We start from the raw sequence: 24222 nt of genomic DNA, 5'->3' as shown, positions 1-24222 counted from the left end.
GACGGCCCTTCGCAAAGCCAGCTGGCTCAGTTGCCGGCAAGCTTCTTGGCGTTGGCCTCGACGTCGTCCAACCCGCCGCAGGAGAAGAACGCCTGCTCCGGGTAGTGGTCGAACTCGCCCTTGCACACGCGGTCGAACGCCTCGATCGTGTCCTTGATCGGCACGAACGAACCGGGCTGACCCGTGAACTTCTCGGCCACGATGAAGTTCTGGCCGAGGAAGCGCTCGAGACGACGCGCGCGACCGACGAGGACCTTGTCCTCCTCGGAGAGCTCGTCCATACCGAGGATGGCGATGATGTCCTGCAGCTCCTTGTACTTCTGCAGGATCCTCTTCACCTCCTGGGCGACCCGGTAGTGCTCCTCGCCGACGATCGACGGCTCGAGGATTCGAGACGACGACGACAGCGGGTCGACGGCCGGGTAGATGCCCTTCTGGGAGATCGGACGGGAAAGCTCCGTCGTCGCGTCCAGGTGGGCGAAGGTGGTCGCCGGGGCGGGGTCGGTGTAGTCGTCAGCGGGCACGTAGATGGCCTGCAGCGACGTGATCGACTTACCGCGCGTCGAGGTGATGCGCTCCTGGAGCTCACCCATCTCGTCGGCCAGCGTCGGCTGGTAACCCACGGCGGAAGGCATGCGGCCCAGCAGGGTCGACACCTCGGAACCGGCCTGGGTGAACCGGAAGATGTTGTCGATGAAGAGCAGCACGTCCTGGTTCTGCACATCGCGGAAGTACTCCGCCATCGTGAGAGCGGACAGCGCGACGCGCATACGCGTGCCGGGCGGCTCGTCCATCTGACCGAACACCAGGGCGGTGTCGCCGAGAACGCCCATCTCCTCCATCTCGAGGAGGAGGTCGGTGCCCTCACGGGTGCGCTCACCGACGCCGGCGAACACCGACGTACCGGAGAACTCACGCGCGATACGCGTGATCATCTCCTGGATGAGCACGGTCTTGCCGACACCCGCGCCGCCGAACAGGCCGATCTTGCCACCCTTGACGTACGGGGTGAGCAGGTCGATGACCTTGATGCCGGTCTCGAGGATCTCGGTCTTGCCCTCGAGCTGGTCGAAGGCGGGCGCCTTGCGGTGGATGCCCCACTGCTCGCCGTCGCGGCCGAGGCCGGGCTGGTCGAGGCAGTCACCGAGGGCGTTGAAGACGTGGCCCTTGACGACGTCGCCGACCGGCACCGAGATGGCGGCACCGGTGTCGGTCACGGTCGTACCGCGGACGAGACCGTCGGTCGGCTGCATCGAGATGCAGCGGACCAGGTTGTCGCCGAGGTGCTGCGCGACCTCGAGGGTCAGCGTCTTGGCGACGGCCTCGAAGGTGATCTCCGCGTGGCAGGCGTTGAACAGCTCCGGCACGGCGTCGCGCGGGAACTCCACGTCGACGACCGCACCGATCACCCGGACCACACGACCGGTGCGGGTGGTGGTGGCAGTAACACTCATGTCAGTCATCACTTCCTGCGCCACCGGTAAGCGCGGAGGCGCCACCGACGATCTCGCTGATCTCCTGGGTGATCTGGGCCTGACGGGCCGAGTTCGCTGCCCGGCTGAGGTTGCGGACGAGCTCCGTCGCGTTGTCCGTCGCGGCCTTCATGGCCGTGCGGCGTGCCGCCGACTCCGACGCCGCCGCCTCCAGCAACGCGGAGAACAGCCGCGTCTTCACGTACTTGGGCAGCATCGCACCGAGCAGCGCCTGCGCGCTGGGCTCGAAGTCGTACACCGCGCGCGGGCCCTTGGGGGTCTCACCGGTGTACTCGACGTCCATCGGCGCGATCCGCCTGGCGGTCGGCGTCTGGCTCAGCATGGACTTGAACTCCGTGTACACGACGTGGATCTCGTCCACGCCCCGCGCACCGTTCTCCGTGCCCTCCAGGAACGCCTCCACCAGCGCGTCACCCGCCTCGACGGCGTTGACGTAGTGCGGGGTCTGCGAGAACCCGCTCCACGACGCGGTGACCTCGCGGCGGCGGAAGTTGTAGTACCCGATCGCCTTGCGGCCGGTCGCGTACAGCACCGGCTCCTTGCCCTCGGACTTGAGCAGCTCGATCAGCTGCTCGGCCGCCTTGAGCACGTTGGCGTTGTAGCCACCGCACATGCCCTTGTCACTGGTCACGACCAGGACAGCGGCGCGCTTCGGGTTCTTGCGTTCCGTCAGCAGCGGGTGGTCGAGGTTCGCCGAGGCCTCGGCCAACGCGGAGAGCACGTTCGTGATCTCGTCCGCGTAGGGGCGCGAGGCCGCGACCCTGGTCTGCGCCTTGGCGAGGCGAGACGTGGCGATGAGCTCGTAGGCCTTCGTGATCTTCTTGGTCGAGTTGACCGTTCGGATCCGCTGGCGGAGCTCCCGAATCTGTGCGCCCATGGCTCAGATCACTTCTTGGTGGGCTCGGGCTTGTGGACCTTCACCGACTCCTGGGCGACCTTGTCGGCGTCCATCGCCTTCTCGGGCGCCTCGTTGACGATCGTCGTGCCGTCCGAAGCGGTGAACTGCTTCTTGAACTCGGCGACGGCGGCGGCAACGCGGTTCTGGGCGTCCTCGGGGAACTTCTTGGTCTCGACGATGCTGCCCAGCAGGTCCGCGTGGTTGCGGCGCAGCGAGTCCTTGAAGTCGGCGACGAACCGGCGGATGTCACCGACGGGGACGTCGTCCAGGTGGCCCTTGGTCGCGGCGAAGATCTCGACGACCTGCTCCTCGACGGGGACCGGCGAGTACTGGCCCTGCTTGAGCAGCTCGACCAGACGGGCACCGCGGTCCAGCTGGGCGCGCGACGCGGCGTCGAGGTCGGACGCGAACGCGGAGAAGGCCTCCAGCTCGCGGAACTGCGACAGGTCGAGGCGCAGCGAGCCCGCGACGTCCTTCATCGCCTTGATCTGCGCGGCACCACCGACGCGGGAGACGGAGATACCCACGTTGACGGCCGGGCGGACACCGGCGTTGAAGAGGTCGGACTCGAGGAAGCACTGACCGTCGGTGATGGAGATGACGTTGGTCGGGATGTACGCCGACACGTCGTTCGCCTTGGTCTCGATGATCGGGAGACCCGTCATCGAACCGCCGCCGAGGTCGTCCGAGAGCTTCGCGCAACGCTCGAGGAGACGCGAGTGCAAGTAGAAGACGTCGCCGGGGTAGGCCTCGCGGCCCGGCGGGCGGCGCAGCAGCAGCGAGATCGCGCGGTACGCCTCGGCCTGCTTGGTCAGGTCGTCGAAGATGATCAGGACGTGCTTGCCCTGGTACATCCAGTGCTGGCCGATGGAGGAGCCGGTGTACGGCGCCAGCCACTTGAAGCCGGCGGAGTCAGAAGCGGGGGCGGCGACGATCGTCGTGTACTCGAGTGCGCCCGCCTCCTCCAGCGCGGTCTTGACGCCCGCGATGGTGGAGCCCTTCTGGCCGATGGCGACGTACACGCAGCGGACCTGCTGCTGGGGGTCGCCCGACTCCCAGGCCTTCTTCTGGTTGATGATCGTGTCGATGCAGACCGCGGTCTTGCCGGTCTTGCGGTCGCCGATGATCAGCTGGCGCTGACCGCGGCCGATCGGGGTCATCGCGTCGATGGCCTTGATGCCGGTCTGCATCGGCTCGGACACCGGCTGGCGCTGCAGCACGGACGCGGCCTGCAGTTCCAGGGCGCGGGTGTCGTCCGCGACGATGTCGCCGAGACCGTCGATCGGCTGACCCAGCGGGTTGACGACACGACCGAGGAAGCCGTCGCCGACCGGCACGGACAGGACCTTGCCCGTCCGGCGGACCTCCTGGCCCTCTTCGATCTTGTCGAAGTCACCGAGGATGACCGCACCGATGTTGCGGACCTCGAGGTTCAGCGCGACGCCGAGGACACCGCCGGGGAACTCGAGCAGCTCGTTGGTCATCGTGCCCGGAAGGCCCTCGACGATGGCGATGCCGTCGTAGGTCTCGGAGACGGTACCGACCTCTTCCCGGCTGACCTCCGGGGAGTAGCTCGAGACGTACTTCTCGATCGCACTGCGGATCTCGTCCGACGAGATCGTCAGCTCCGCCATGTCGTTCCTGCTCTCACTTCTTCGTTCTTGGGAAAGGGCTCGGGGGCTAGCTGGCGAGATTGCGGCGCAGTGCCGCCAACCGGCCGGCGATGCTTCCGTCGATGATCTCGTCGCCGATCTTGATCGAGAGGCCGCCGCCCAGCGAGGGGTCGACCTCCACGTGCAGAGCGATCGGGCGCGAGTAGATCGTGGTCAGCGTCGCGGTCAAGCGGTCGACCTGCTCGGCGGTCAGCTCCACAGCGGACTTCACGTGCGCGACGGAACGCTGACGGCGCTGGGCCGCCAGGTCGGCGAGCTCGGAGAGCCCGTCCGCGACGCGAACCCCGCGCGGGTTGCGGACCAGCTGGTCCACCAGCGTCTTGGTGACCGGGCTGACCTTCCCCTGGATCAGGGAGCCGACCAGCGCGACCTTGCCCGCCGCGTCGCCGGCGGGGTCCGCCAGCAGCAGCTCGAGCTCGTTCGAACCGGCGACGATGCGACCGAGGCGGAAGAGCTCGTCCTCGGTCGAGTCGAGCTGGCCGTCACGCTCGGCACGCACCAGCAGCGCGGTGCGGGCGAGCGACTCGACACCGTCGACGAGCTCACGCGGGCTGGACCAGCGCGCGGTCACGACCGCGACCAGGACCTGCAGGGTCGCGTCGCTCACCTTGCCCGTGAACACGCCGCGGAGCAGCTGCTCACGACCGGCGGCCTCGGACGAGGCGTCCGCCAGCGCGCCGCGCAGCGAGCGCTGCCCGGCCAGCAGGTCGAGCACGGCGAAGAGCTCCTCGCCGAGCGTGGCGAGGTCGTTCGTCGACGTGGTGGCGTCGGCCAGCTCCAGCAGCCGCAGTTCCGCGGCTGCCAGAGCTTCACGACTTGCGGCATGCAACGTCATCGGCAGCCTCTACTTGCTCGCGGGCGCCGCGACGGCGTCCAGCTCGTTGAGGAAGCGGTCGACGGTGCCGCGACGGCGGGACTCGTCCTCGAGGGACTCGCCCACGACCTTGCTCGCCAGCTCGACGGCGGTGCGGCCGAGGTCGGCACGCAGCTCGGCGACGATCTGGGCGCGCTGCGCGTCCAGCTGGTGCTGGCCCTGCGCGACGATGCGGGCCGACTCGGCCTGCGCCTGCTCACGCAGCTCCTCGACGATCTGCAGGCCCTCGGCCCGTGCGTCGTCGCGGATGCGCGCGGCCTCGGCGCGAGCTTCGGCCAGCTGCTCCTTGTACTGCTCGAGCGTGCGCTGAGCTTCGGCCTGAGCCTGCTCCGCCTTCTCGATGCCACCCTCGATCTTGGCCGTCCGCTCCGCGTACAGCGCCTCGAAGCGCGGTGACACGAACTTCTTGATGACGAAGAGGAGGAGCAGGAACGCGACGAGACCGAGGATGATCTCTGCCGGGTGCGGGATAACGGGGTTGACCTCGTCCCCCGCAGCCAGGATCAGGGTGTCGTACACGACGTCTCCTAGCGCGTTGAAGGGTTAGGTCAGCCGGCGGTCGCGATGAAGTACACGACGAAGCCGATCAGCGCGAGGACCTCGACGATGGCGAAGGTGGTCCACGCGAGGCCGAGCAGCACGCCGCGGGCCTCGGGCTGGCGGGCGGTGCCGCTGATGACCGAGGAGAAGATCAGACCCACACCGATGCCGGGGCCGATCGCGGCGAGGCCGTAACCGATGGCCGCAAGACCCGGGTTGATGTTGACGGCGGCGTCCTGGGCGATCTGGAGAGCGCTCACTGTTGCTGTTCCCTTTCCAACTCGGTCCGCGAGAGTTCGCGGATCGGAGGCTTTGTGCTGTTTCTCAGTGCTCTTCTGCCAGCGCCATGCCGATGTAGCTGGCAGACAGCAGCGCGAAGATGTAGGCCTGCAGGCACATGATCAGTGCCTCCAGGAAGGTCAGCGCGATGGCGAAGGCGAAGGACACCGGCGCCACGATGACGGTCAGCCCGCCGTTCAGCAGCAGGAACTCACCGGCCAGGGTGAACACCAGCAGCAGGAGGTGACCCGCGAACATGGCCGCGAAAACTCGGATCGCCAGCGTGAGCGGGTTCAGGATGAACTTCTGGAAGAACTCGATCGGGATCAGCAGCGGGAGCACGAACCACGGCGCGCCCGGCGGAACCGTCTGGTGCTTCAAGTAGCCCACGAAGCCGTGCCGCTTGAACCCGACGAAGTGGTACACCGGGTAAACAACGAGCAACGAAACGGCGAGCGGGAAGCCGATGTGCGACATCGTCGGGAACTGGATGATCGGGATGAGCCCGAACAGGTTGTTCACGAGGATGAAGCAGAAGATCGTGAGGATCAGCGGGACGAAGGGCTTGAAGTCCTTCGCACCGATCTGCTCCCGGGCGATGTTGTTGCGCCCGAAGTCGTAAAGCGACTCGGCGGCGAACTGGAACTTGCCGGGAACGACCTTGAGGTTGCGGGTCGCCGCAATGAAGAAGGCGCCGATGATCAAGATCGACAGCACCAGCAGGACCATCGGCTTCGTGACGTCACCGAAGATCGGCGGGAGGAAGAAGTCCTTCACACCGGGAGCGACGAACTCACTCCCCGAAGCCAGCAACTTGGTCACTGTGTTCCTTCCGGTTCTCCCGGCCGGCGTTCACTCCGCCGGGGGAATCGTCACGATCTGGACTTAACGTACCTTACGGTTCGCAAGCGACTGCCAGAGGCACCCCTGCTATCGGGTGTCCCTGGTCTGCGCGGACCATATCAGCAGGTCTAGGCGCCTTCGGAGGCGGGGACCACCATCTGACTACGGCTGCGCTTGGAGGCCCTGGCCTCCAGGAACGACGTCACGAGAACAGTCGCCACCAGGGTGATTCCGAGCGCCTTGGGTTCGAGCCACGACTGGCCCCGCAGCAGGATCACCGCGAGCAGCAGCACGATCAGCTTGCCCATGAATCCACCGAGTGCGGCGACCATCACGAACATCGGATCGAGAGACGCCGTCTTGCGCATCAAGAACAGCGTGCCGAGGCTCGAACCGATGGCGATGGCACCACCGATCAATGACCCGAAGAGACCAGCGGTCCCCCAGATCACCGTTGACACGACGACACCGAGGACAAACGTGCCGAGCGCGGCCCAGGCGGCCTCGCGGAACATTTCCCCGGCGAGTCGCTGGACGGTCAGCTCGTGCGTGACGGCCTTGTCCGCGTCGCTCATGTCCCGAAGTCTAGGAACCGGCTCGTGAGGCCTTGCGCGCAGCCCCTCGTTAACGACGGTTAAGCGGCTCCAAACAAGATGGCGCGCCAATTCCCGTCAGGACTTGCGCGCTTCTCGCAGCCGCGGGATCACCGACACCACGAACGTCACGATCAGCCCGATGACGAAGCACGTGGCCACGATGATGGGGTCGAACAGCGTCAGCGCCACCGCGCCGAACGCCAGCACACCCGCCCACAGGTAGATGAGCAGGACCGCGCGCCGCTGCGAGTGACCGATTTCCAGCAGCCGGTGGTGCAGGTGCATCTTGTCCGGGGAGAACGGGCTCTCGCCGCGGCGCGTCCTGCGGATGATCGCCATCAGCAGGTCGAGCAGCGGCACGAACAACACCGCCGCCACTACGATCAACGGCGACAGCAGACCGAGGAGGTCGGCCGCGCTGCCCGTGGCCTGGTTGATCTTGCCGGACGCACTGGTGGTCGCGGCGGCGAGCATCAGGCCGATAAGCATCGAGCCCGAGTCGCCCATGAAGATCCGCGCGGGGTTGAAGTTGTGCGGCAGGAAGCCGAGGCACGCGCCGGCCAGCACGGCGGCGATCAGCGCCGGCGGGTAGGCCTCCACGGCGCCTTGGCGTTCGACGAGCAGACCGATCGAGAACACCGCCGTGGCCGCCGCGGCGATCAGGCCGATGCCGGCCGCGAGCCCGTCGAGTCCGTCGACGAAGTTCATCGCGTTGATCATGGTGACCGCGAGCAGCACGGTCAGGAGCGCGCCTTGGTTCTGGTCCAGCGAGATGGTCGCGCCGCCGTCCCACGGCACCCACGCGATCATCCACTGCAGACCGAACAGCACGAGGATGCCGGCAGCGGTGACCTGTCCCGCCAGCTTCGTGAGCGAGTCGAGCTCGAACCTGTCGTCGATCGCACCCACGAGCACGATGACGCCGCCCGCGACGATGACACCCCACGGATCGTTGGAGAAGTCGAACGCCGCCCGCAGCACCGGCAACTGGTGCGCCACGAACATGCCGCACAGCACGCCGCCGTAGATGGCGACACCACCCATCCGCGGCATCGGCTGCACGTGCACGTCCCGTTGCCGCGGATAGGCCACCGCCCCGACCCGGAACGCGAGCGCGCGCACCAAACCGACGAGCAGGAACGTCACAACAGCAGCAATCAACGCGACGAGCAGGTACTCGCGCACGGGAAGGACGAACGAGGATGCGGGCCCCACGGGCCTACCAATCAATCGGTGTTTGTTCGGGGTGCACGCCACGGTACTCGCGGCAGCATGATCATTCTGGCAGCCGCTCGTCAGCGAGCGACTTCAACCTCGATGCCGAGCACCTCGTCGACGTCCTTCTTGCTGACAGCACCCTCACGCAGGATCAACGCGTCCGGCCCCGTGAGGTCCACGATGGTCGAGGCGATGTTCTCGCCGCTGAGACCACCGTCGAGGTACACGGGCACAGCGTCACCGAGCTGGTCCCGCGCCTCCTGCGCACTGGCGGCCGGCGCGTGCCCCGTCTTGTTCGCGCTGGACACGGCCATCGGCCCGACATCGCGCAACAACTCGAGCGCCACCGGGTGCAACGGCATGCGCAGCATCACCGTGCCGCGCGTCTGCCCGAGGTCCCAGGCCAGACTCGGCGCGTGCGGCAGCACGATGCTCAGCCCACCGGGCCAGAAGGCCTCGATGAGCGCCCGGGCCTGCCGGGGAACGCTCAGGACCAACCCGTCGATGGTGGTCCAGGACCCGACCAGCACGGGCACGGGCATGTCGGGCCCGCGCCCCTTGGCGTCGAGAAGACTCCGGACCGCTTCGGCGTCGAACGCGTCGCAGCCGATCCCGTAGACGGTGTCGGTGGGCAGGACGACGAGGCGTCCGCTGCGCACCGCACCGGCGGCAGCGGCCAGTCCGGCCGCGCGGTTGCCAGGTTCGCTGCAGTCGTAGACCGTGCTCACCTCGCTGAGCCTAGCCAGCCCCGCTGCTCTCACCGCATGCAGGTGCGCACACTCCGGGACATCACCTCGGACCTGCGCTTACATTCTCACTTCGAGCGACCACACCACGGCTGACCAGCCAAAGTTTCAACCCAAACAGGGCTAAGTAGTTCAACGCATCCACCGAACGGCCGCACAACTGTATGGTCATGAGCCGACCACAGAGCGCAACGGGGGAGGGTCGAGTTCCTGTGTCCGAGGAAGTGGTGACGAGCGGCAAGGTCGGCAGTTTCGCCGACAAGGCCGCCGGGGGTACCTGGAACAGCATCTTCGACGGTGGTCTCAGCGCCGTGATGGCCGCCGGCAAGGCCGTGGCCGTGGCCGTCGAGACCCAGCAGCTGTCCGTCGACCCGCACCTGGTCGACGCCATGATCAAAAAACTGACCGCGATGCAGGACGAGCTGGAGAACGTCGCCCAGTTGTCGGCAGAGCTGAGCCAGGAAACAAAACTCGGCGGGGGGTACGCCGAGGAGATCAGCAGGGGCAACCGGACGTTCGGCACCGCCGCGCAGAAGACTTTGAAGGAGCTCGCCAAGGCGATCAACGATCTCAAGACGCAGATCGAGAAGAGCCGGGCCTCCTACACGAACGTCGACCGAGCGGGTGCCGACTCGCTCAAGAAACTCGGGAAGTGATGAAGCGCATCCTCATCGCCACGACGATCAGCCTGACCGTTCTCGCCACCGGTTGCACCAGCACCGGAACGACGGGCAGCCCGACGCCGACGAGTGGTGGCGAAACCCCGACCACCAGCTCCAGCTCCGCGTCCGGGTTGGAAGCACTGGCCAGCAAGCCGTGCGACCTGCTGACCGAGGCCGAGGCCGGCAGCCTCGACCTCAAGACCCAGGGCAAGGCGGAAAAGGTGGGTACCGCCGAGGGATGCAGCTGGAACGTGAGCGGCAAGGGCGGGCTTCGCGTGGGCATCCGCACCACGTCCGGTGTCAAAGACCTGAACCTCACCGGTCAGGTCTCCCAGACCAAGGTCGGCAAGTACGACGCGACGAAGGTCGAGGCACCGGACGGAGCCACCAGCATGTGCACCTACGTGATCGCCGTCAGCGAGTCGTCCTCCGTCTCGATCATCGGGAACATCGGCCTCGTCTCGGACGACACCGCGGCCGCCTGCGCACGGGCCTCCAAGGCTGCCGACCTGATCGCACCGAAGCTGCCGTAACGACGTCCGAGGGGGGATTCTCATGGCACCCGTCGTCAAACCCAGCGTTCCGACGCCGAACGCGAACTACCCAGGCCAGCAGCACGAGCAGATGAAGGCCCAGGTCACTCAGAACTACGTTCCCGACACGGCGACCGCCGTCAGCGACGCCTGGCTGAAGATCGGCAACACGTTCAAGGACCTGGCGACCGACTTCAGCATCCTCGTGAACGGCTCGCAGTCCGCGTGGACGGGCAAGGCCGCCGAGGGAGTCCGGGCCGCGCTCGGCAAGGTGGGAACGTTCGCCGAGAACACCGGCGAGGGCTTCACGAACACCTCGAAGGCCATTGCGCAGCAACGGGATGCGGCGATCCAGGCCAACAAGTCCATGCCCGACCCCGTGAAGTTCGACCCCCTCTCCATCGCCGGCGACTGGCTGACGAACAAGGGCGGCATGGTCAACCCCGTCATGATGGTGGGCGCGCCCATCGAGATGATGGCGACGTACAACAAGCAGCAGGGCGCCAAAGAAGAAGCCGTCCAGGTCATGCAGACGCGCGACAACACGATGATGTCCGCCGCGATGTCCATGCCCACCATGGAGTCCACGCCCCAGGTCACGCACGACCAGGGCGTCACGCAGGCGAGCAGCACCAACAGCTCGCACAGCCTGAGCAACGTCAACGCGAGCCAGCGCTTCAGCAGCACCAGCAACGCGGGCATGCCGTCCACGCCGTCGGGCATCAACAACGGCACCACGAACGCCTCGTGGGCCGCGCCGCAGGTCAAGTACCCGTCGCTGCAGCCCGGCGGCAACAACCAGAACAACCCCGGTGGCCAGAACCGGCCGCCGTTCACCCCGCCCGGGATGTTGCCTCCCGGCATGCGGCCACCCGGTGGCGGCTTGCAGGGCCGGCCTCCCGGTAGCGGGCCTGGTGGGCCCGGCATGCGTCCCGGCGGACCGGGTGGGCCCGGCGGCGGTGCTGGTGGCGGCGCCGGTGGTGGCCGTGGCATGGGTGGACCCGGTGGCATGGGCGGCGGCATGGGCGCCGGTCGTGGCATGGGCAGCTTCGGGCCGTCGACCCCCGGCGGCAGCGCCGGTGTCATGGGGCCTGGCGGCGGCGCCGGCGCCGCGGGTGGCGCGGGCGGTGGCTCCGGTCGTGCCGGGGCTGCGGGCGCTGGTGGCATGGGTGCCGGTGGCGCCGGTCAGGGTGGCCAGGGCGGGGAGGACAAGGAGCACAAGTCCAACTACCTCGTGCCCACCGACGAGTTCTTCGACGACGATCGCATGGTCGCGCCGCCGGTGATCGGCGGATGAGGCAGATCGCTCAGCTCTCCCTGCCCGCGTTCGAGGTCCTCTGGGAGGACCTGCGGGCGGGGAGCATCCCGTACCCCTTCGAGATCAACCAGCACGGTGAGACGCTCGACGAGCGTGCGCGCATCAAGGCGGCGGTGCACGCCGATCTCGAACGCCGCAACCTCGCGCGGCGAGGCAAGCCCGAACCCGACCTCGAGGACGCGCTGAACCTGTTGGCGCGTCCCGAGCTCCGCGTCATCGCTCTCTGCATGCCGAACATGAGCCAGCGGACGGTGGTCCGGGCGAGCGTGGTGGCGCGCGGCGGTTACGCGGTGCTGGTGGTCCAGGAGGACAGCGGCATCACGCTGAACCTGGTGCAGGCCAACGAGATCGCGACCAGCCTCGCGAACGCCATGCCGCCGGGACGTCCCGGGCCGGGCAAGCCGGTGACGGTGCCCGCGCAGGCCTTCGAGGAGCAGCCGCAACGGCAGGAGGGCTTCCGCCAGGCGGTCAGGACGACGGAGAACGACGACGTGCGCCTCGCCAAGCAGATGCTGACCGGCCCGGCCATCGGCAACGGCCACTTCCTGGTGCAGATGGGACAGGGGCGCACCAAGCGCGACTTCCCGCCCGTCACCTGGATCGACACGAAAGCCGGGCGCTACTCGAACGTACCCGCCCGCGCCGGCTGGTTCACGATCGGCCCCGCCGACAACATGGGACTGGCGAGGCACCTGGGGCAGGTCCTGGCGATGACGAGCGACCGATGAACCCCGAGAAGATGATCGCGGACCTCGAGTCGAGGGCGCAGCAGCTCCAGCAACGCTGAAAAAGAACTACGAGGAGCCGTACCAGCAGAAGGTCCCGCGCTTCGTCGAGCCGTTCCGCGATCATCGCCCTGGGAAAGCTCCGCCCGCGGGGTGGTGGGTGGCTGTTGGTCCCCGCCTTGGCGGTCTTCGTCGGCAGCCTGTTCCCCGCCGGCATCGGCGGGCACTCGGTGTGGCTCACCGCGTTCGGCGAGACGCTGCGCTGCCGCGTGGACGCCGTCGAGCGGCACCCCAGCAGCCGTGGCGCCGACTCGTTCACGACCCACCTGCGGTGCGGTGACAGGGAGTTGGAGCTCTCGCCCACCGGTGCGCGGAAGGCCAAGCCGGTCGGTGCCGAGCTCGATGTCGTAGTGGACGGGACCGGGTTCTTCACCAGCCTCGAACGCGACGAGGTCTCCTGGCTCCACAACGCGCTGTTCGCGATCGGCCTGCTGGGCAGCGCCAGGTTCGTCCTGCTCGTCGTCCGGCTCCCGGTTCGGCGGCCAGAGCCGGCGGCCGAGAAGCAGTAGGCGCACACGCGGTCACGCGCGAGGCGGCGGATCCTCGTAGCGCGTGACCGCGTGCCCTCCCCGCCGAGAACCTACGACCGCTCGGCCGCAGTGCGACGAAACGTCGAGTTATTGGCCAGGATTTGGCAACTTCGACCACGACTTCGCCACTCTCAGACCGCTGCGCAGCGCGGTGAGGCCTTCGCGGAACGCCGCCATCGCCAGGCGGATCGGCACGTCGGAGGTCTCCAGGCGGTGGGTGGCGGTGAGCAGCGCTTCGATGCCCGCGAGCAGGTCGCCCAGGTCGGCCACGGTCGGGGTGGTGCCGGAAGCGTTGGCAGCGCGCAAAAGGCGGTCGGCTTCGAAGGCTTGGCGTTCGAACGTCAGGGCGGCGTCACGGAGGCGGGTGGCACCGGGAGAGAAGTCCGGGGAGTCGGTGGCCAGCAGCGCGTGGAACTCCGCCACGACGGAGCCGGCGGTGCGGGTGGCGGAGTCGACGTCCAGCGACAGCTGGGACAGCACGGCGGGAACGTCGACCGCGGTGGGCGTCGGGGCAGAGGTCAACGCGCGTTCGGCCGCTTCGACGTTGTCGACGATCGCGGAGGCCAGGGTCAGCATGGTGCGGCGCCACACCGGGGAGTCCGGGCCCTCGATCCACGCCTCGCGGACGCTGTGGTGCCGGCGTTCCACGACGATCTGCACGGCAAGGTCCGGGTTGTCCTCGGTCAGGTGGTCCTCGCCCAGCAGGACGACGGGCAGCAGCAGGCCGCGGACGTCGTCCGCGGAAGCCTGGTTGTGGAACAGGAACAGTTCCTCGCGGCAGTACGGGCGGTCGAAGTAGCGGCGGGTCAGCACGGGCAGGAGGACCATGGCGCTGCGGACCGCGGCGCGCAGGGTCGGCTGGACGAGGTCTCCCCAGCCGATGGCCTCGCGGTCGAGGAAGATCTCCAGGGCTCGGCCGCGGTCGGCGTAGGCGTAGTGGCGCAGGGCTTCGGCGAACGGGGCCACGAAGTCCATCACCACGTCGTCCTGGCGTGCGTAGCTCAGGAAGCACCGGATCGCAGGGGCGTCCGACAAGGGCGTCATCTGCCTTCCTTCGGCGCATTGACAATTCGCGTTTCCGCCACTTTCACCCCATTCTGATCAGGACCGACTATTGTGCCACCCTCGGAATGGAAATGCGTGTTGCCCATGTCTCGCAACGTCCCTGACCAGCACATACGCGAAGTGCTCGATTCAATGACAGAAAGTGGACAGGACAATGTCAACACCGGCGACGGCGAAGGGAAACGATTCTTCGAGGTCGCGCGACGACACGACCCGCTTCCTCTGCGGAGCCGCTCACCGCGACGAGGAGTTCGCGGACTCGGCCATTCGCGAGTACCTGGTGGAGTCCACCCGGTCGATTCCGCGCTCGCCCGGGGTCAACGCCGGCGCGGTGTTGCGGGAGGCGGTGGCAGGGCGCACGCGGCGGAAAGTGCGCGACGGGCTGCTGCTGCTGCTGGCGGTCTTGGTGCTGTTCGCCGCGACCGGAACGCTGGCCGTGGCGTGGCTGCTGGTCGCGGCGATGGTCGCGGTGGCGAGCGGGAGCAAGCTCGCGTCCTTGCGTCAACGGCGGGTCTCGCCGCACGGTCGAGGGCCGGCCGCGCTCGGCGCGATCGTCAGCGCGATCGCGCTCTTGTTCGCGCTGTCCAAGCTCATCGAAGAGTTCGACGACATCAGCAACTACTGCAGGCGCAGGTCGGAGGTGTGCGGGCCGACGCACAGCGACGCCGAGTTCACGTTCGTGATCATCGGGATCGCGCTGATCTTTGCGGTGTTGCTGGCCGACCGGGTCATCATCTGGCTGCTGGTCACGAAGAGCTTCCGGCGCAACGGGTTCCGCACCAGCCGGGGCGAGCGGGAGCTGTGGCGAAACGAGTGGGCCATCCGGCGGCTTGGGCACGCGAGCTACGCCGGAGCGCTCGCGCTCTACCCCACCGACGAGGACGGCGGGCCTGACGACCCGGACGCGGCGCAGGTGATCGTCTACCACGGCTATCGGCCGTTCATCGGTTCCGGCGTGATGTTCGAACCGTGGTCGATGGCGTTGCCCCTCGAGCACGCCGGAGACGGGACCGGCGCGCCACTGCCCGGTTTCGCCCTTCCCGAGCTGTACGAACGCATCACGAGCGAGCTCGTCAAGACGGGCCGCTCGCCGTCGTTCTCCCCGGGCCACCGGTTGCGCGAGATGAGGACCGGCGACCGGGTCGTGATCTCCTCCGTCGAGCTGGTCGACCACATCGACGACGCCGAGGCTCGGATCGTGTTGCCGGACAAGGATCACGCGCCGCGGTCGGCGGTCGGCAGGTCCGTTGTGGACCGTCTGATCACCGAGCCGATGGAGTGGATGCGCTACTTCCGCTCGTTCCAGGTCGAGACGTGGGACCGGGATGTCGTCGTCTCCGCCTACCTGACCTTCGGGCTCGACGAGGAGATGCTCTACGTCGAGTGGACGCCCTGCATCCTCCATCCGATCCACGCCCGGCACCGGGAGATCGACGTGCTGGCGGAGCAGTCGGTGAGGCCGTTCCTCGACGCCCTGGTCGACCTGCTGAGGTTCCCGGCGTCGTTGCCGAAGCGGTTCGCGACGGCCGTGGGGTGGCTGACACCCGTCAACCAGGCCGAGGGGACGTTCGTCGCGGGTCGGTACGGCGCCACGACCAGCCTGCGCGAGCTGGCCAGCCGGAGCCAGGTGGACAACTACTTCCAGCTCACCGACATCGAGCGGTACGTGAAGGTGCTGGAGTCGCGGCTGCTGCGCACGCTGGGCGAGTTCCTGGAGGAGAAGGGCATCTCGGTCACCGAGTTCATGGCACAGGCCATGCAGGTGACCAGCAACAACGTGCACATCACCGGCCCGGTCATCTCCAGCAACATCGCCACGACCGGCAAGGCACGCGCGGGCAACACCAGTGGCACCACCACGAGGGGAACCTCATGAACAACCGGAAGTTCGAGATCCAGGGGCCTGTGATCGGCAGCAACGTCGGGACGAGCGGGCGCGCCAGGGCGGGCGACGTCCACATCGGACACATCCAGGACGTCAGCGCCGTCCTGCGGCTGCTCGACGAGCTGCGGGAGGACCTGAACGAGGCCCAGGCGCCCACGTCGACCGTCGAGGCAGTCGACGACCTGCGGGCGGAGGCGCGCAAACCCAAGCCCCGCAAGGACGTCACGGACCACCTGATGGACAAGCTGGCGGACCGCGGTCTCGGCGAGCAGATGAAGGATCTGGCGAAGGCGTTCGCCGCCCTCTACTGACCGCCCTGGACCCTGCGGGCGGTCGCGAACCGGGGCCGCCCGGCCAGGTCCTGGTGGTCGGCGACGTCGGTGAGCACCCGGCGCGCGGACAGCAGCGCCGGCACGGACTCCCCCTGCGTGTCGTCGTGCTCGATGCCGACGGACCCGCCGGGCTTGAGCCACCGCGCGGCGGCCCGCACGACGTGCCGGATCACGTCCAGCCCGTCCTGCCCGGAGAACACCGCGTGGTGCGGGTCGTGCACGCCCACCTCGGGCTGCACGGGCGTTCCCTCCGGCACGTAGGGCGGGTTGCACACGACGAGGTCCACCTGGCCGTCCAGATCGGACAGCAGGGACGGGTCCGTGGCGTCACCGGAGTGCAACCGGATCGGTGTGTCCCCGGCGGCGACCCGCGCGTCCGCGTTGCGACGCGTCCACGCAAGCGCTTGCGGATCGATTTCCACCGCGTGCACCACCGCGTCGGGACGGGCAGCGGCGATCGACAGCGCCAGCGCGCCCGTTCCCGTGCAGAGGTCCACGACGACGGGGGCGGAAACGCCGGCGAGCGCCTTCAGGCTCCACTCCATGAGCAACTCGGTCTCGGGCCGCGGCACGAACACCCCCGGCCCGACCTCGACCGAGATGGAGCCCATCGGCGCCCAGCCGAGGATGTGCTGCAGCGGAACGCGCGAGGCACGCGTGCGCACGAGCTTGTGCAGCTGGTCGACCACCGGCGGGTCGACCAGCGGGATGAGCGGCAGCCGTCCGCGCTCGACCCCGAGCACGTGCGCGGCCAGGTACTCCGCGTCGACGCGCGGACTGTCCACCCCCGCCTCGGCGAGGATCTTGGCCGCCTCGGAGATCGCGAGGCGCAGCGGCTGCCGGTTCATCATCGAGAAGTCGCCTTCTCAGAAGTTGATCATGTGCCCGGCCAGGCCGTGCACCGCTTCCTTGACGGCCTCCGACAGCGTCGGGTGCGCGTGGACGTTGCGCGCGACCTCGTGGACCGTGAGGTCCCACTGCTGCGCCAGCGTGAGCTCGGGCAGCAGCTCGGTCGCCTCGGGGCCGATGATGTGGCCGCCGAGCAGCTCGCCGTGCTTGCCGTCGCTGATCAGCTTCACGAAACCGCCGGGCTCGGCCAGGCCGTGCGCCTTGCCGTTCGCGGTGAACGGGAACTTCGCGACCTGGACGTCGAAGCCCTTCTCGCGGGCCTGCTTCTCGGTGTAGCCGAACGAGGCGATCTGCGGCTGGCAGAACGTCGCCCGCGGGATCATCACGTAGTCGAGCTCCATGGTCTCGGCGCCCGCGATGGTCTCCGCGGCGATGATGCCCATGGACTCGGCGGTGTGCGCAAGCATCAGCTTCGCGGTCACGTCACCGATGGCGAAGATGTGCGGCACGTTGGTGCGGCCGCGGCCGTCGATGTCGATCGCGCCGCGCTCGGTGAGCTTCACGCCGGTGTTCTCGAGGCCGTAGCCCTCGACGCGCGGCACGAAGCCGATGGCCTGCATGACCTTGTCGGCTTCCAGGACTTCCTCGGCACCGTTCTTCGACACGGTGACGCGGACCTTCTCGCCCGACTCGTCGATCGACTCGACCCGCGTGCCGACGCGCACGTCGACGCCGAGCTTCTTGTAGCGCTTGAGCAGCTCGGCGGACACCTCTTCGTCCTCGAGCGGCACCATGCGGTCGAGGAACTCGACGATGGTGACCTTCACGCCGTAGTTGTGCATGACGTACGCGAACTCGACGCCGATGGCGCCCGCGCCGGCGATGATGATCGACTCGGGCAGGTCCTCGGTCATGATCTGCTCTTCGTAGGTCACGACGCGGTCGGACTTCTGCGTGTTCGGCAGCATCCGGGTCGTGGCGCCCACGGCGATGATCGCGTGGCCGAAGGTGATCGTCTCGTCCCCGACGGTCAGCGTGTGGTCGTCGGTGAAGTTGGCCCACCCGTTGAACTCGGTGATGCCGTTCTTCTTCATCAGGAAGTGCACGCCCTTGACGCGCCCGTCCGCCACCTTGCGGCTGCGCTGCCACGCCGCGCTGTAGTCGAAGCTGACGGTGCCGTCGACCTTGATGCCGAACGTCTTCTGCTCGTGCGTGAAGAGGTGCGCCAGCTCGGCGTTGCGCAGCAGTGCCTTCGACGGGATGCAGCCGACGTTCAGGCAGACGCCGCCCCAGTACTTCTCCTCGACGATGGCGGTCTTCAGCCCGAGCTGAGCCGCACGGATCGCGGCGACGTACCCGCCGGGACCCGCACCCACGACGACGACATCAAAGTGTGCGCTCATAAGCACACAGCCTAGGTGCCGAGCTGCTCCCGCAAGAACTCAACCGTCCGTTTCCACGCGTCGGCGCGGGCGTGCGCGGTGGCCTGCGGAGTCCCACCACCCGAGAAGGTGACGCCGGGTCCCGGGTAGGTCACCTCGGTGGCCGGCCGGTGCGGCGGGCCCGCGATCAGGTGTCCTGCCTCGGGATACACGACGTGCTCGTGCGCGAACGGGTGGTCGTGGTCCTTCAGCCGCCGCAGCGCGACGTCGCTCAGCTCCGTCGACGGCCACCCGTCGTCCTGTCCGGACGAGATGAGCAACACACCTCCGGCGATCCGTTCGACGGGGACCTCGGTGTCCTCCGGGACGCCGTCCTCGGTGCTGAACGCGAGCCGCAACGGCACCGGTTCGTCGTTGACGATCCTGGTGCGCAGCTCGTCGCCGATCTCGTACGGCAGGTACGGCAGCGGTTCGCCCTTGAGCGTCCACGACGCCGCCTCGTACGAGAGTTTCTGCAGCAGGTTCGCGCCCGGTCCGATCGCCTGGGTCACGACACCGCTGCCCACGACGCTGACCACGGCCTTGACCTGGGAGTACGTCGATCCGACGAGCAACGCCAGCTCACCGCCGCGCGAGCCGCCGACCACACCGATCTCACCGGCGCGCTCGCTGAGGTGGTCGATGGCCTTGCCGAAGTACTCGAGCGGGACGTCCACGAGGTGCTCGGGCAGCCCCGGCAAGCCGAAGTAGCCGAGCGCGAACGTGACGAACCCGTGCGCGGCCAGCAGCGCAGCGTCCGTCTCGTGCAGGCCGCCTTCGGAGCCGCTGAGCACGATGACGCCCGGAAGGTCGCCTCCGTCGTCCTCGGGGGCGAACAGCGTGCCGACGAGTCCGTTCTCCCGGACCTCCTGGCGTTCGACGCCCTCTGGCACCGCCAGCCGGTCGAGAACGCGATCCCCCACGCCCTCAACGGAGAGAACGGTCGGGCCGGGCTTGCCACCCGTGCGTTCCAACGACCAGAACAACCCCATCGGGTCGACACCGCGATAGCTGCCCTCGACAGGCGCGTGCCTGGTGAGGTCTACGACACCGTGGTCATCCGCGTCGAACACGGCATGAGAAGCGCGCTCACCCGTGGAGAGCTGCACTGTGATCGTCTGGCCCGGTTCCAGGCCGACGACCCGCGCCTCGACCGGCTGGTCGAGGGGCGCCGTCTGCGGATTCACCAGGATCTCGGCCACAACGCGCCCCTCCCACGTCGGATTACCCGCCTGCGAGCCGTTCCGCCCGGTCAGCGGCGGCGAGAGCGTCCACCACCGCGTCCAGGTCACCGTCGAGGACCTGGTCCAGGTTATGCGCTTTGTACCCAACGCGGTGATCGGAGATGCGTGATTCGGGGAAGTTGTAGGTCCTCACCCGTTCACTGCGGTCGACGGTGCGGATCTGCGTGCGGCGCGCGTCCGACTGCTCCTGCGCCTTCTGCTCCTCGGCGAGAGCGGCGAGCCTCGACTGCAGCACCTGCATCGCGCGGGCCTTGTTCTGCAGCTGGCTGCGCTCGTTCTGGCACGAGACGACGATGCCGGACGGCAGGTGCGTGATGCGCACCGCGGAGTCGGTGGTGTTGACCGACTGACCACCCTTGCCGGACGAGCGGTAGACGTCGATCCGCAGGTCCTTCTCGTCGATCTCGACCTCGGCGGTCTCCTCGGTCTCGGGGAAGACGAGGACACCCGCCGCGGACGTGTGGATGCGGCCCTGCGACTCGGTGACGGGCACGCGCTGCACGCGGTGCACGCCGCCCTCCCACTTCAGCCGGCTCCACACCCCGTCCGGGGTCGTGGCCTTGGCCTTGATGGCCACCGTGACGTCCTTGAACCCGCCCAGGTCGGAGTCGGTGCCGTCGAGCATCTCGACCTTCCAGCCCTGACGCTCGGCGTACCGCGTGTACATGCGCAGCAGGTCCCCGGCGAACAGCGCGGACTCCTCGCCACCCTCACCGGACTTGATCTCCAGCAGCACGTCGTCGCTGTCGTGCGGGTCACGCGGCAGCAGCAGTTCGGTGAGCCGCTCCTCCAGCTTGGGGAGCTGCTGCTCGATCTGCTCGACCTCGTCCTGGAACGTCCTGTCCTCGGCCGCGAGCTCCTTGGCCGCCTCGAGGTCGTCGCGGACCTGCTCGATTTCCCTGGCCGTCTGCACGATGGGACCGAGCTGCGCGTACCGCTTGCCCAGCTTGCGCGCACCCGCCTGGTCAGCGTGCACGGAGGGGTCCGCGAGCTTCTTCTCGAGCTCGTCGTACTCGGCGAGCAAGCTGTCCAGCGACTGCGACACTTCTCCTGCTTTCGTCTTGAGTTGCCCCGGAAACGGCGACGGCGCCCGCCCCGGCCGTGAAGGCCGAGGTCAGGCGCCGTGAAAGCAGCTACTTGTTGCGCTTGCCGTAACGCGCCTCGAAGCGCGCCACACGACCACCGGTGTCCAGGATGCGCTGCTTGCCCGTGTAGAACGGGTGGCAGTTCGAGCACATCTCGACGCGGACCTCGGACGCCGAGGTGGTGCTGCGGGTGGTGAAGCTGTTGCCACAGCTGCACGTCACCTCGGTGGCGGTGTACTCGGGGTGAATTCCACTCTTCAAGATCTTGTCCCTTTCAAGGATGGCCGCCGGGTCCCAGTTGGTGAACGGGTGAACCGGAGCCGGACTCGACCGTTTAGTTTGCCAGACCGTTCAACACGTGCAAAAACGCGGTTGTTCCCGATGCATGCACGAGGCCTTGTGCGTGGTCGAAGTCACAGCCGCTCAACCTCCGCGATACGCCGTTCGGCGCAAGGCGCAACCGTTCGGCTGGATACGACTCCGCGTCGCCGGTCGGTGTCCAGCAGACTGTGCCGGTGTTCTGCGTAGCCGAACGGCCGACGAGCCCGCTGCTGTGGCTGGCTGTGCCGTTCCTGTTCTCCGCCGCCGTGCTCGGCCTGATGGGGTCGGCAGGGCTGTTGACGGCCGCCTGGACCACCGTCCCCCTGTCACCGGTCGTGACGGGCGCCGGCGTGGCCGTGGCCGCAGCCACCTCGGGCAGCGTGCGCTGGAAGCGCACCTGGCAACGAACCTGGTTCCGGTGGGCCTACCTGGCGGCGGTCCTGGCGGTCGGTGTGCTGGTGGGCGCGGTGGAGATCCCCGCGCTGGTCACCACGGTCGTGGGAGTACCGGTGCTGCTGGGCCTGGTGTTCCAGTGCCTCGTCCAGAACGACGAGAACCGGCGAACCGCCGACTGCCGCTGACCGCCCGCCGCGCAAGGCCGGAGCGGAACCCGGCGCACCCCTCGGCATTCGCGTGACGCCCGACGAAAAAGCCCCCGCTGACCAGCAGCGGGGGCAATTTCACGGGGAACTGGCGTCAGGATCAGTCCTGCTCGGCCCCGGGCGTCGTCTTCGCCACCTGCATCAAGAACTCGATGTTGGTACGGGACTTCCGCAGCCGGTCCAGCAGCAGGTCGATGGCCTGCTGCCCGTCGAGCGCGTGCAGCACCCGGCGGAGCTTGTGCGTGACCGCCATCTCATCCGGCGACAGCAGCAGCTCTTCCTTGCGGGTACCGGAGGAGTCGACGTCGACAGCCGGGAACGTCCGCTTGTCCGCGATCTTCCGGTCCAGCTTGAGCTCGGCGTTGCCGGTGCCCTTGAACTCCTCGAAGATCACCGAGTCACCCGCGGAGCCGGTCTCGACCAGCGCCGTCGCGATGACGGTCAGCGACCCGCCACTCTCGATGTTCCGAGCGGCTCCGAGGAACCGCTTCGGCGGGTACAGCGCCGTCGAGTCGACACCACCGGACAGGATGCGGCCGGAAGCCGGCGCCGCCAGGTTGTACGCACGACCCAGTCGCGTGATCGAGTCGAGCAGCACGACCACGTCGTGGCCCATCTCGACCAGGCGCTTCGCCCGCTCGATCGCGAGCTCGGAGATGGTCGTGTGGTCCGACGGCGGCCGGTCGAAGGTCGAGGCGATGACCTCGCCCTTCACCGAGCGCTGCATGTCGGTGACCTCTTCCGGGCGCTCGTCCACGAGGACGACCATCAGGTGGCACTCGGGGTTGTTCGTCGTGATCGCGTTCGCGATCGACTGCAGAACCGAGGTCTTGCCGGCCTTCGGCGGCGACACGACCAGGGCGCGCTGGCCCTTGCCGATCGGCATCACCAGGTCGATGACACGGGTGGTGAGGATGTGCGGCTCGGTCTCGAGGCGCAGCCGCTCGTTCGGGTAGAGCGGCGTCAGCTTCGTGAAGTCCGGGCGGTTGCGCGCCTCTTCCGGGTCCAAGCCGTTGATCTTGTCGACGCGGACCAGCGGGTTGAACTTCTGGCGCTGCTGCTCGCCGTCGCGCGGCTGGCGGACGGCGCCGGTGATGGCGTCGCCACGGCGCAGGCCGTACTTGCGGACCAGCGACAACGACACGTAGACGTCGTTCGAGCCCGCCAGGTAGCCGGAGGTGCGGACGAACGCGTAGTTCTCCAGCACGTCCAGGATGCCCGCGACCGGGAGCAGGACGTCGTCTTCGCGCACCTCGGTCTCGCGGTCGCCACGACCGCCGCCGTCCTGGCCCTCGCCACGGCCACCACGCCTGCGGCGGTCGCGGAAGCGGCCGCGACGGCCGCCCTCGTCGTCGCCGTCCAGCTGGCCGCCACGGTCGTTGCGGTCGCCACGGTCGCCGCGGTCCGAACGCTCACCGCGGTCGCGGTTGCGGTCACGGCCGCCACGCTCGCCACGGTCGCCGCGGTCGGAACGCTCACCACGGTCCGGACGCTCGCCACGGTCGGAACGCTCCGGGCGCTCACCACGGTCAGAACGCTCCGGGCGCTCGCCGCGGTCGGGACGCTCAGACCGCTCGCCGCGGTCAGAACGCTCGGACCGCTCGCCGCGGTCGGGACGCTGCTCGGACTGCTGCTGGCCCTCGCCCTCGGCGCCGCCGCCACCGCGTCCGGAACGGCGGCGACGGTTACCGCGGCGCCCACCGTCCTCGGACGACCGGGCGTCGTCACCAGCGCCGGGCTCGGCGGCAGCGGGCTTCTCCGCTACGTCGAGCTGCTGCTGAACAGGCTTCTCGGCGACCTTTTCGGCCTTCACCGCGGGCTTCTCGGCGGGGACCTCGGCCTTCGCGGCGGCCTTCTCGGCCTTCGCGGGCTTCTCCGCCTTGGCCGGGGCGCCGGAGCCCTGCTTCTCCTTGATGGCCGCGATCAGGTCGCCCTTGCGCAGGCCTGCGGTTCCGGTGATGCCCATTTGGCCCGCGAGCTCTCGAAGCTCAGCGAGCACCATGCCGGACAGACCCGCGCGTCGGCGCGGCGTCGTGCCGTTCGAAGGGGTGGACAGAGCGTTCTCCTCGGCTCCAGAACCAGACGCAGCTGCGACGTCGCTGCTCAGCAAATCGGTGTTGCTCACACATGTCCTTCCTGACCAGGCCCCGCCTCCTACGCGACCCAGCGGACCCGTCTTCCCGCTTCAACTGGGGAACGACGGTCAGTCCGATGCAGACGGAAGCACACACAGCTTCCGGCAAGCACGGGACTTTTCTCAGGTCACACGGCGATCGGGTGCCTCTTTTGCGTCTGCTCCGCCCGCACGGCACAGAGCCGGAACACAAAAGGATTGCGACCCGGAACGAGTGTCCGGGCGCGACACCGGCGCCCGTGCGCGCGGTGACTGATCGCCCCCGAGGGTAGACGCCGCTCCTCCACCATGCAACA

At 68.2% G+C, this 24222-nt stretch carries 25 protein-coding genes; 8 read left to right on the top strand and 17 right to left on the bottom strand.

All coding sequences use genetic code 11. The annotated features are described in order from the left end of the window. Positions 1-26: 26 nt before the first annotated feature. The 10 genes from atpD to BLQ91_RS03945 form a co-directional block, all read right to left on the bottom strand. Positions 27-1463: a F0F1 ATP synthase subunit beta gene (atpD, locus tag BLQ91_RS03990; protein WP_090095970.1), complete on the bottom strand. Its 1437-nt coding sequence runs from the start codon at positions 1461-1463 to the stop codon at positions 27-29. After that, positions 1456-2370: a F0F1 ATP synthase subunit gamma gene (locus tag BLQ91_RS03985; protein ID WP_090095214.1), complete on the bottom strand. Its 915-nt coding sequence runs from the start codon at positions 2368-2370 to the stop codon at positions 1456-1458. Before BLQ91_RS03985 ends, atpD begins: the two co-directional genes overlap by 8 nt. Before the next feature lie 8 nt (positions 2371-2378). Then, on the bottom strand, positions 2379-4025 hold the full coding sequence (gene atpA, locus BLQ91_RS03980; RefSeq protein ID WP_090095212.1) for a F0F1 ATP synthase subunit alpha: 1647 nt from the start codon (positions 4023-4025) through the stop codon (positions 2379-2381). A 46-nt stretch (positions 4026-4071) separates the two neighbouring features. Beyond that, positions 4072-4905, bottom strand: coding sequence for a F0F1 ATP synthase subunit delta (locus tag BLQ91_RS03975; RefSeq protein ID WP_090095211.1), 834 nt, complete (start codon positions 4903-4905; stop codon positions 4072-4074). A 3-nt stretch (positions 4906-4908) separates the two neighbouring features. Next, positions 4909-5457, bottom strand: coding sequence for a F0F1 ATP synthase subunit B (locus BLQ91_RS03970; protein WP_425412407.1), 549 nt, complete (start codon positions 5455-5457; stop codon positions 4909-4911). Positions 5458-5486: 29 nt separating this feature from the next. Further along, positions 5487-5738 (bottom strand): ATP synthase subunit c family protein, encoded by a 252-nt coding sequence (locus BLQ91_RS03965; RefSeq protein WP_090095210.1) that lies wholly within the window; start codon positions 5736-5738, stop codon positions 5487-5489. A 64-nt stretch (positions 5739-5802) separates the two neighbouring features. Beyond that, entirely contained in the window at positions 5803-6579 is a 777-nt protein-coding gene (gene atpB / locus BLQ91_RS03960; protein ID WP_090095208.1) for a F0F1 ATP synthase subunit A, read from the bottom strand. 149 nt (positions 6580-6728) lie between these two features. Next, positions 6729-7175 carry a Cg1360 family ATP-synthase-associated protein gene (locus tag BLQ91_RS03955; RefSeq protein ID WP_090095207.1) on the bottom strand — a complete coding sequence of 149 codons (447 nt, stop codon included), beginning with the start codon at positions 7173-7175 and terminating at the stop codon, positions 6729-6731. 96 nt (positions 7176-7271) lie between these two features. Beyond that, entirely contained in the window at positions 7272-8411 is a 1140-nt protein-coding gene (locus BLQ91_RS03950; protein ID WP_090095205.1) for a glycosyltransferase family 4 protein, read from the bottom strand. A gap of 80 nt (positions 8412-8491) precedes the next feature. Then, positions 8492-9142, bottom strand: a complete 651-nt coding sequence (locus BLQ91_RS03945; RefSeq protein WP_090095204.1) for an L-threonylcarbamoyladenylate synthase — start codon at positions 9140-9142, stop codon at positions 8492-8494. A gap of 230 nt (positions 9143-9372) precedes the next feature. On the opposite strand from BLQ91_RS03945, the gene BLQ91_RS03940 reads away from it, so the two are divergent. From BLQ91_RS03940 to BLQ91_RS03920, 5 genes are all read left to right on the top strand, one after another. Beyond that, on the top strand, positions 9373-9816 hold the full coding sequence (locus BLQ91_RS03940; RefSeq protein WP_176959557.1) for a type VII secretion target: 444 nt from the start codon (positions 9373-9375) through the stop codon (positions 9814-9816). Next, positions 9816-10355 (top strand): DUF3558 family protein, encoded by a 540-nt coding sequence (locus BLQ91_RS03935; protein WP_090095201.1) that lies wholly within the window; start codon positions 9816-9818, stop codon positions 10353-10355. Before BLQ91_RS03940 ends, BLQ91_RS03935 begins: the two co-directional genes overlap by 1 nt. Before the next feature lie 22 nt (positions 10356-10377). After that, positions 10378-11652, top strand: a complete 1275-nt coding sequence (locus BLQ91_RS03930) for a hypothetical protein (protein WP_090095199.1) — start codon at positions 10378-10380, stop codon at positions 11650-11652. After that, positions 11649-12401 carry an ESX secretion-associated protein EspG gene (locus tag BLQ91_RS03925; RefSeq protein ID WP_090095197.1) on the top strand — a complete coding sequence of 251 codons (753 nt, stop codon included), beginning with the start codon at positions 11649-11651 and terminating at the stop codon, positions 12399-12401. The genes BLQ91_RS03930 and BLQ91_RS03925 overlap by 4 nt, the downstream gene beginning before the upstream one ends. 164 nt (positions 12402-12565) lie before the next feature. Further along, positions 12566-12967 carry a hypothetical protein gene (locus BLQ91_RS03920; protein WP_143022517.1) on the top strand — a complete coding sequence of 134 codons (402 nt, stop codon included), beginning with the start codon at positions 12566-12568 and terminating at the stop codon, positions 12965-12967. Positions 12968-13075: 108 nt separating this feature from the next. On the opposite strand, the gene BLQ91_RS03915 is transcribed toward BLQ91_RS03920, so the two are convergent. Next, positions 13076-14032 (bottom strand): TIR domain-containing protein, encoded by a 957-nt coding sequence (locus BLQ91_RS03915; RefSeq protein WP_090095193.1) that lies wholly within the window; start codon positions 14030-14032, stop codon positions 13076-13078. Positions 14033-14207: 175 nt separating this feature from the next. Between BLQ91_RS03915 and BLQ91_RS03910 the strand changes: the two genes are divergently transcribed. Both BLQ91_RS03910 and BLQ91_RS03905 read left to right on the top strand, forming a co-directional pair. After that, positions 14208-15929, top strand: a complete 1722-nt coding sequence (locus tag BLQ91_RS03910; protein WP_090095192.1) for a hypothetical protein — start codon at positions 14208-14210, stop codon at positions 15927-15929. Further along, positions 15926-16249 (top strand): hypothetical protein, encoded by a 324-nt coding sequence (locus tag BLQ91_RS03905; RefSeq protein WP_090095190.1) that lies wholly within the window; start codon positions 15926-15928, stop codon positions 16247-16249. Before BLQ91_RS03910 ends, BLQ91_RS03905 begins: the two co-directional genes overlap by 4 nt. Here BLQ91_RS03905 and prmC read toward each other — a convergent pair. From prmC to rpmE, 5 genes are all read right to left on the bottom strand, one after another. Further along, entirely contained in the window at positions 16243-17118 is an 876-nt protein-coding gene (gene prmC / locus BLQ91_RS03900; RefSeq protein WP_090095968.1) for a peptide chain release factor N(5)-glutamine methyltransferase, read from the bottom strand. The genes BLQ91_RS03905 and prmC overlap by 7 nt on opposite strands. 18 nt (positions 17119-17136) lie before the next feature. Continuing rightward, positions 17137-18522 (bottom strand): dihydrolipoyl dehydrogenase, encoded by a 1386-nt coding sequence (gene lpdA / locus BLQ91_RS03895; RefSeq protein WP_090095189.1) that lies wholly within the window; start codon positions 18520-18522, stop codon positions 17137-17139. An 11-nt stretch (positions 18523-18533) separates the two neighbouring features. Beyond that, positions 18534-19832, bottom strand: a complete 1299-nt coding sequence (locus BLQ91_RS03890) for an acyl-CoA thioester hydrolase/BAAT C-terminal domain-containing protein (protein WP_143022516.1) — start codon at positions 19830-19832, stop codon at positions 18534-18536. After that, on the bottom strand, positions 19765-20829 hold the full coding sequence (prfA, locus tag BLQ91_RS03885; RefSeq protein ID WP_090095187.1) for a peptide chain release factor 1: 1065 nt from the start codon (positions 20827-20829) through the stop codon (positions 19765-19767). Before prfA ends, BLQ91_RS03890 begins: the two co-directional genes overlap by 68 nt. Before the next feature lie 88 nt (positions 20830-20917). Continuing rightward, positions 20918-21130 carry a 50S ribosomal protein L31 gene (rpmE, locus tag BLQ91_RS03880; RefSeq protein WP_090095185.1) on the bottom strand — a complete coding sequence of 71 codons (213 nt, stop codon included), beginning with the start codon at positions 21128-21130 and terminating at the stop codon, positions 20918-20920. Between the two features lie 254 nt (positions 21131-21384). On the opposite strand from rpmE, the gene BLQ91_RS03875 reads away from it, so the two are divergent. Continuing rightward, positions 21385-21771: a hypothetical protein gene (locus BLQ91_RS03875; RefSeq protein WP_143022515.1), complete on the top strand. Its 387-nt coding sequence runs from the start codon at positions 21385-21387 to the stop codon at positions 21769-21771. Between the two features lie 121 nt (positions 21772-21892). Here the strand turns inward: BLQ91_RS03875 and rho are convergent, their stop codons facing one another. Continuing rightward, positions 21893-23917 (bottom strand): transcription termination factor Rho, encoded by a 2025-nt coding sequence (gene rho, locus BLQ91_RS03870; protein ID WP_090095182.1) that lies wholly within the window; start codon positions 23915-23917, stop codon positions 21893-21895. Positions 23918-24222 lie beyond the last annotated feature (305 nt).

The organism is Lentzea jiangxiensis (genome assembly GCF_900104175.1).
GTDB classification, from domain to species: domain Bacteria; phylum Actinomycetota; class Actinomycetes; order Mycobacteriales; family Pseudonocardiaceae; genus Lentzea; species Lentzea jiangxiensis.
This window is presented reverse-complemented; position numbering and strand designations above follow the sequence as displayed.

What these genes read in the sequence shown, in the direction of transcription:
- atpD (WP_090095970.1), bottom strand. Translation starts at nt 1,463, where the DNA reads ATGACTGACATGAGTGTTACTGCCACCACCACCCGCACCGGTCGTGTG.
- BLQ91_RS03985 (WP_090095214.1), bottom strand. Translation starts at nt 2,370, where the DNA reads ATGGGCGCACAGATTCGGGAGCTCCGCCAGCGGATCCGAACGGTCAAC.
- atpA (WP_090095212.1), bottom strand. Translation starts at nt 4,025, where the DNA reads ATGGCGGAGCTGACGATCTCGTCGGACGAGATCCGCAGTGCGATCGAG.
- BLQ91_RS03955 (WP_090095207.1), bottom strand. Translation starts at nt 7,175, where the DNA reads ATGAGCGACGCGGACAAGGCCGTCACGCACGAGCTGACCGTCCAGCGA.
- BLQ91_RS03935 (WP_090095201.1), top strand. Translation starts at nt 9,816, where the DNA reads ATGAAGCGCATCCTCATCGCCACGACGATCAGCCTGACCGTTCTCGCC.
- BLQ91_RS03930 (WP_090095199.1), top strand. Translation starts at nt 10,378, where the DNA reads ATGGCACCCGTCGTCAAACCCAGCGTTCCGACGCCGAACGCGAACTAC.
- BLQ91_RS03925 (WP_090095197.1), top strand. Translation starts at nt 11,649, where the DNA reads ATGAGGCAGATCGCTCAGCTCTCCCTGCCCGCGTTCGAGGTCCTCTGG.
- BLQ91_RS03915 (WP_090095193.1), bottom strand. Translation starts at nt 14,032, where the DNA reads ATGACGCCCTTGTCGGACGCCCCTGCGATCCGGTGCTTCCTGAGCTAC.
- BLQ91_RS03910 (WP_090095192.1), top strand. Translation starts at nt 14,208, where the DNA reads ATGTCAACACCGGCGACGGCGAAGGGAAACGATTCTTCGAGGTCGCGC.
- BLQ91_RS03905 (WP_090095190.1), top strand. Translation starts at nt 15,926, where the DNA reads ATGAACAACCGGAAGTTCGAGATCCAGGGGCCTGTGATCGGCAGCAAC.
- prmC (WP_090095968.1), bottom strand. Translation starts at nt 17,118, where the DNA reads ATGAACCGGCAGCCGCTGCGCCTCGCGATCTCCGAGGCGGCCAAGATC.
- lpdA (WP_090095189.1), bottom strand. Translation starts at nt 18,522, where the DNA reads ATGAGCGCACACTTTGATGTCGTCGTCGTGGGTGCGGGTCCCGGCGGG.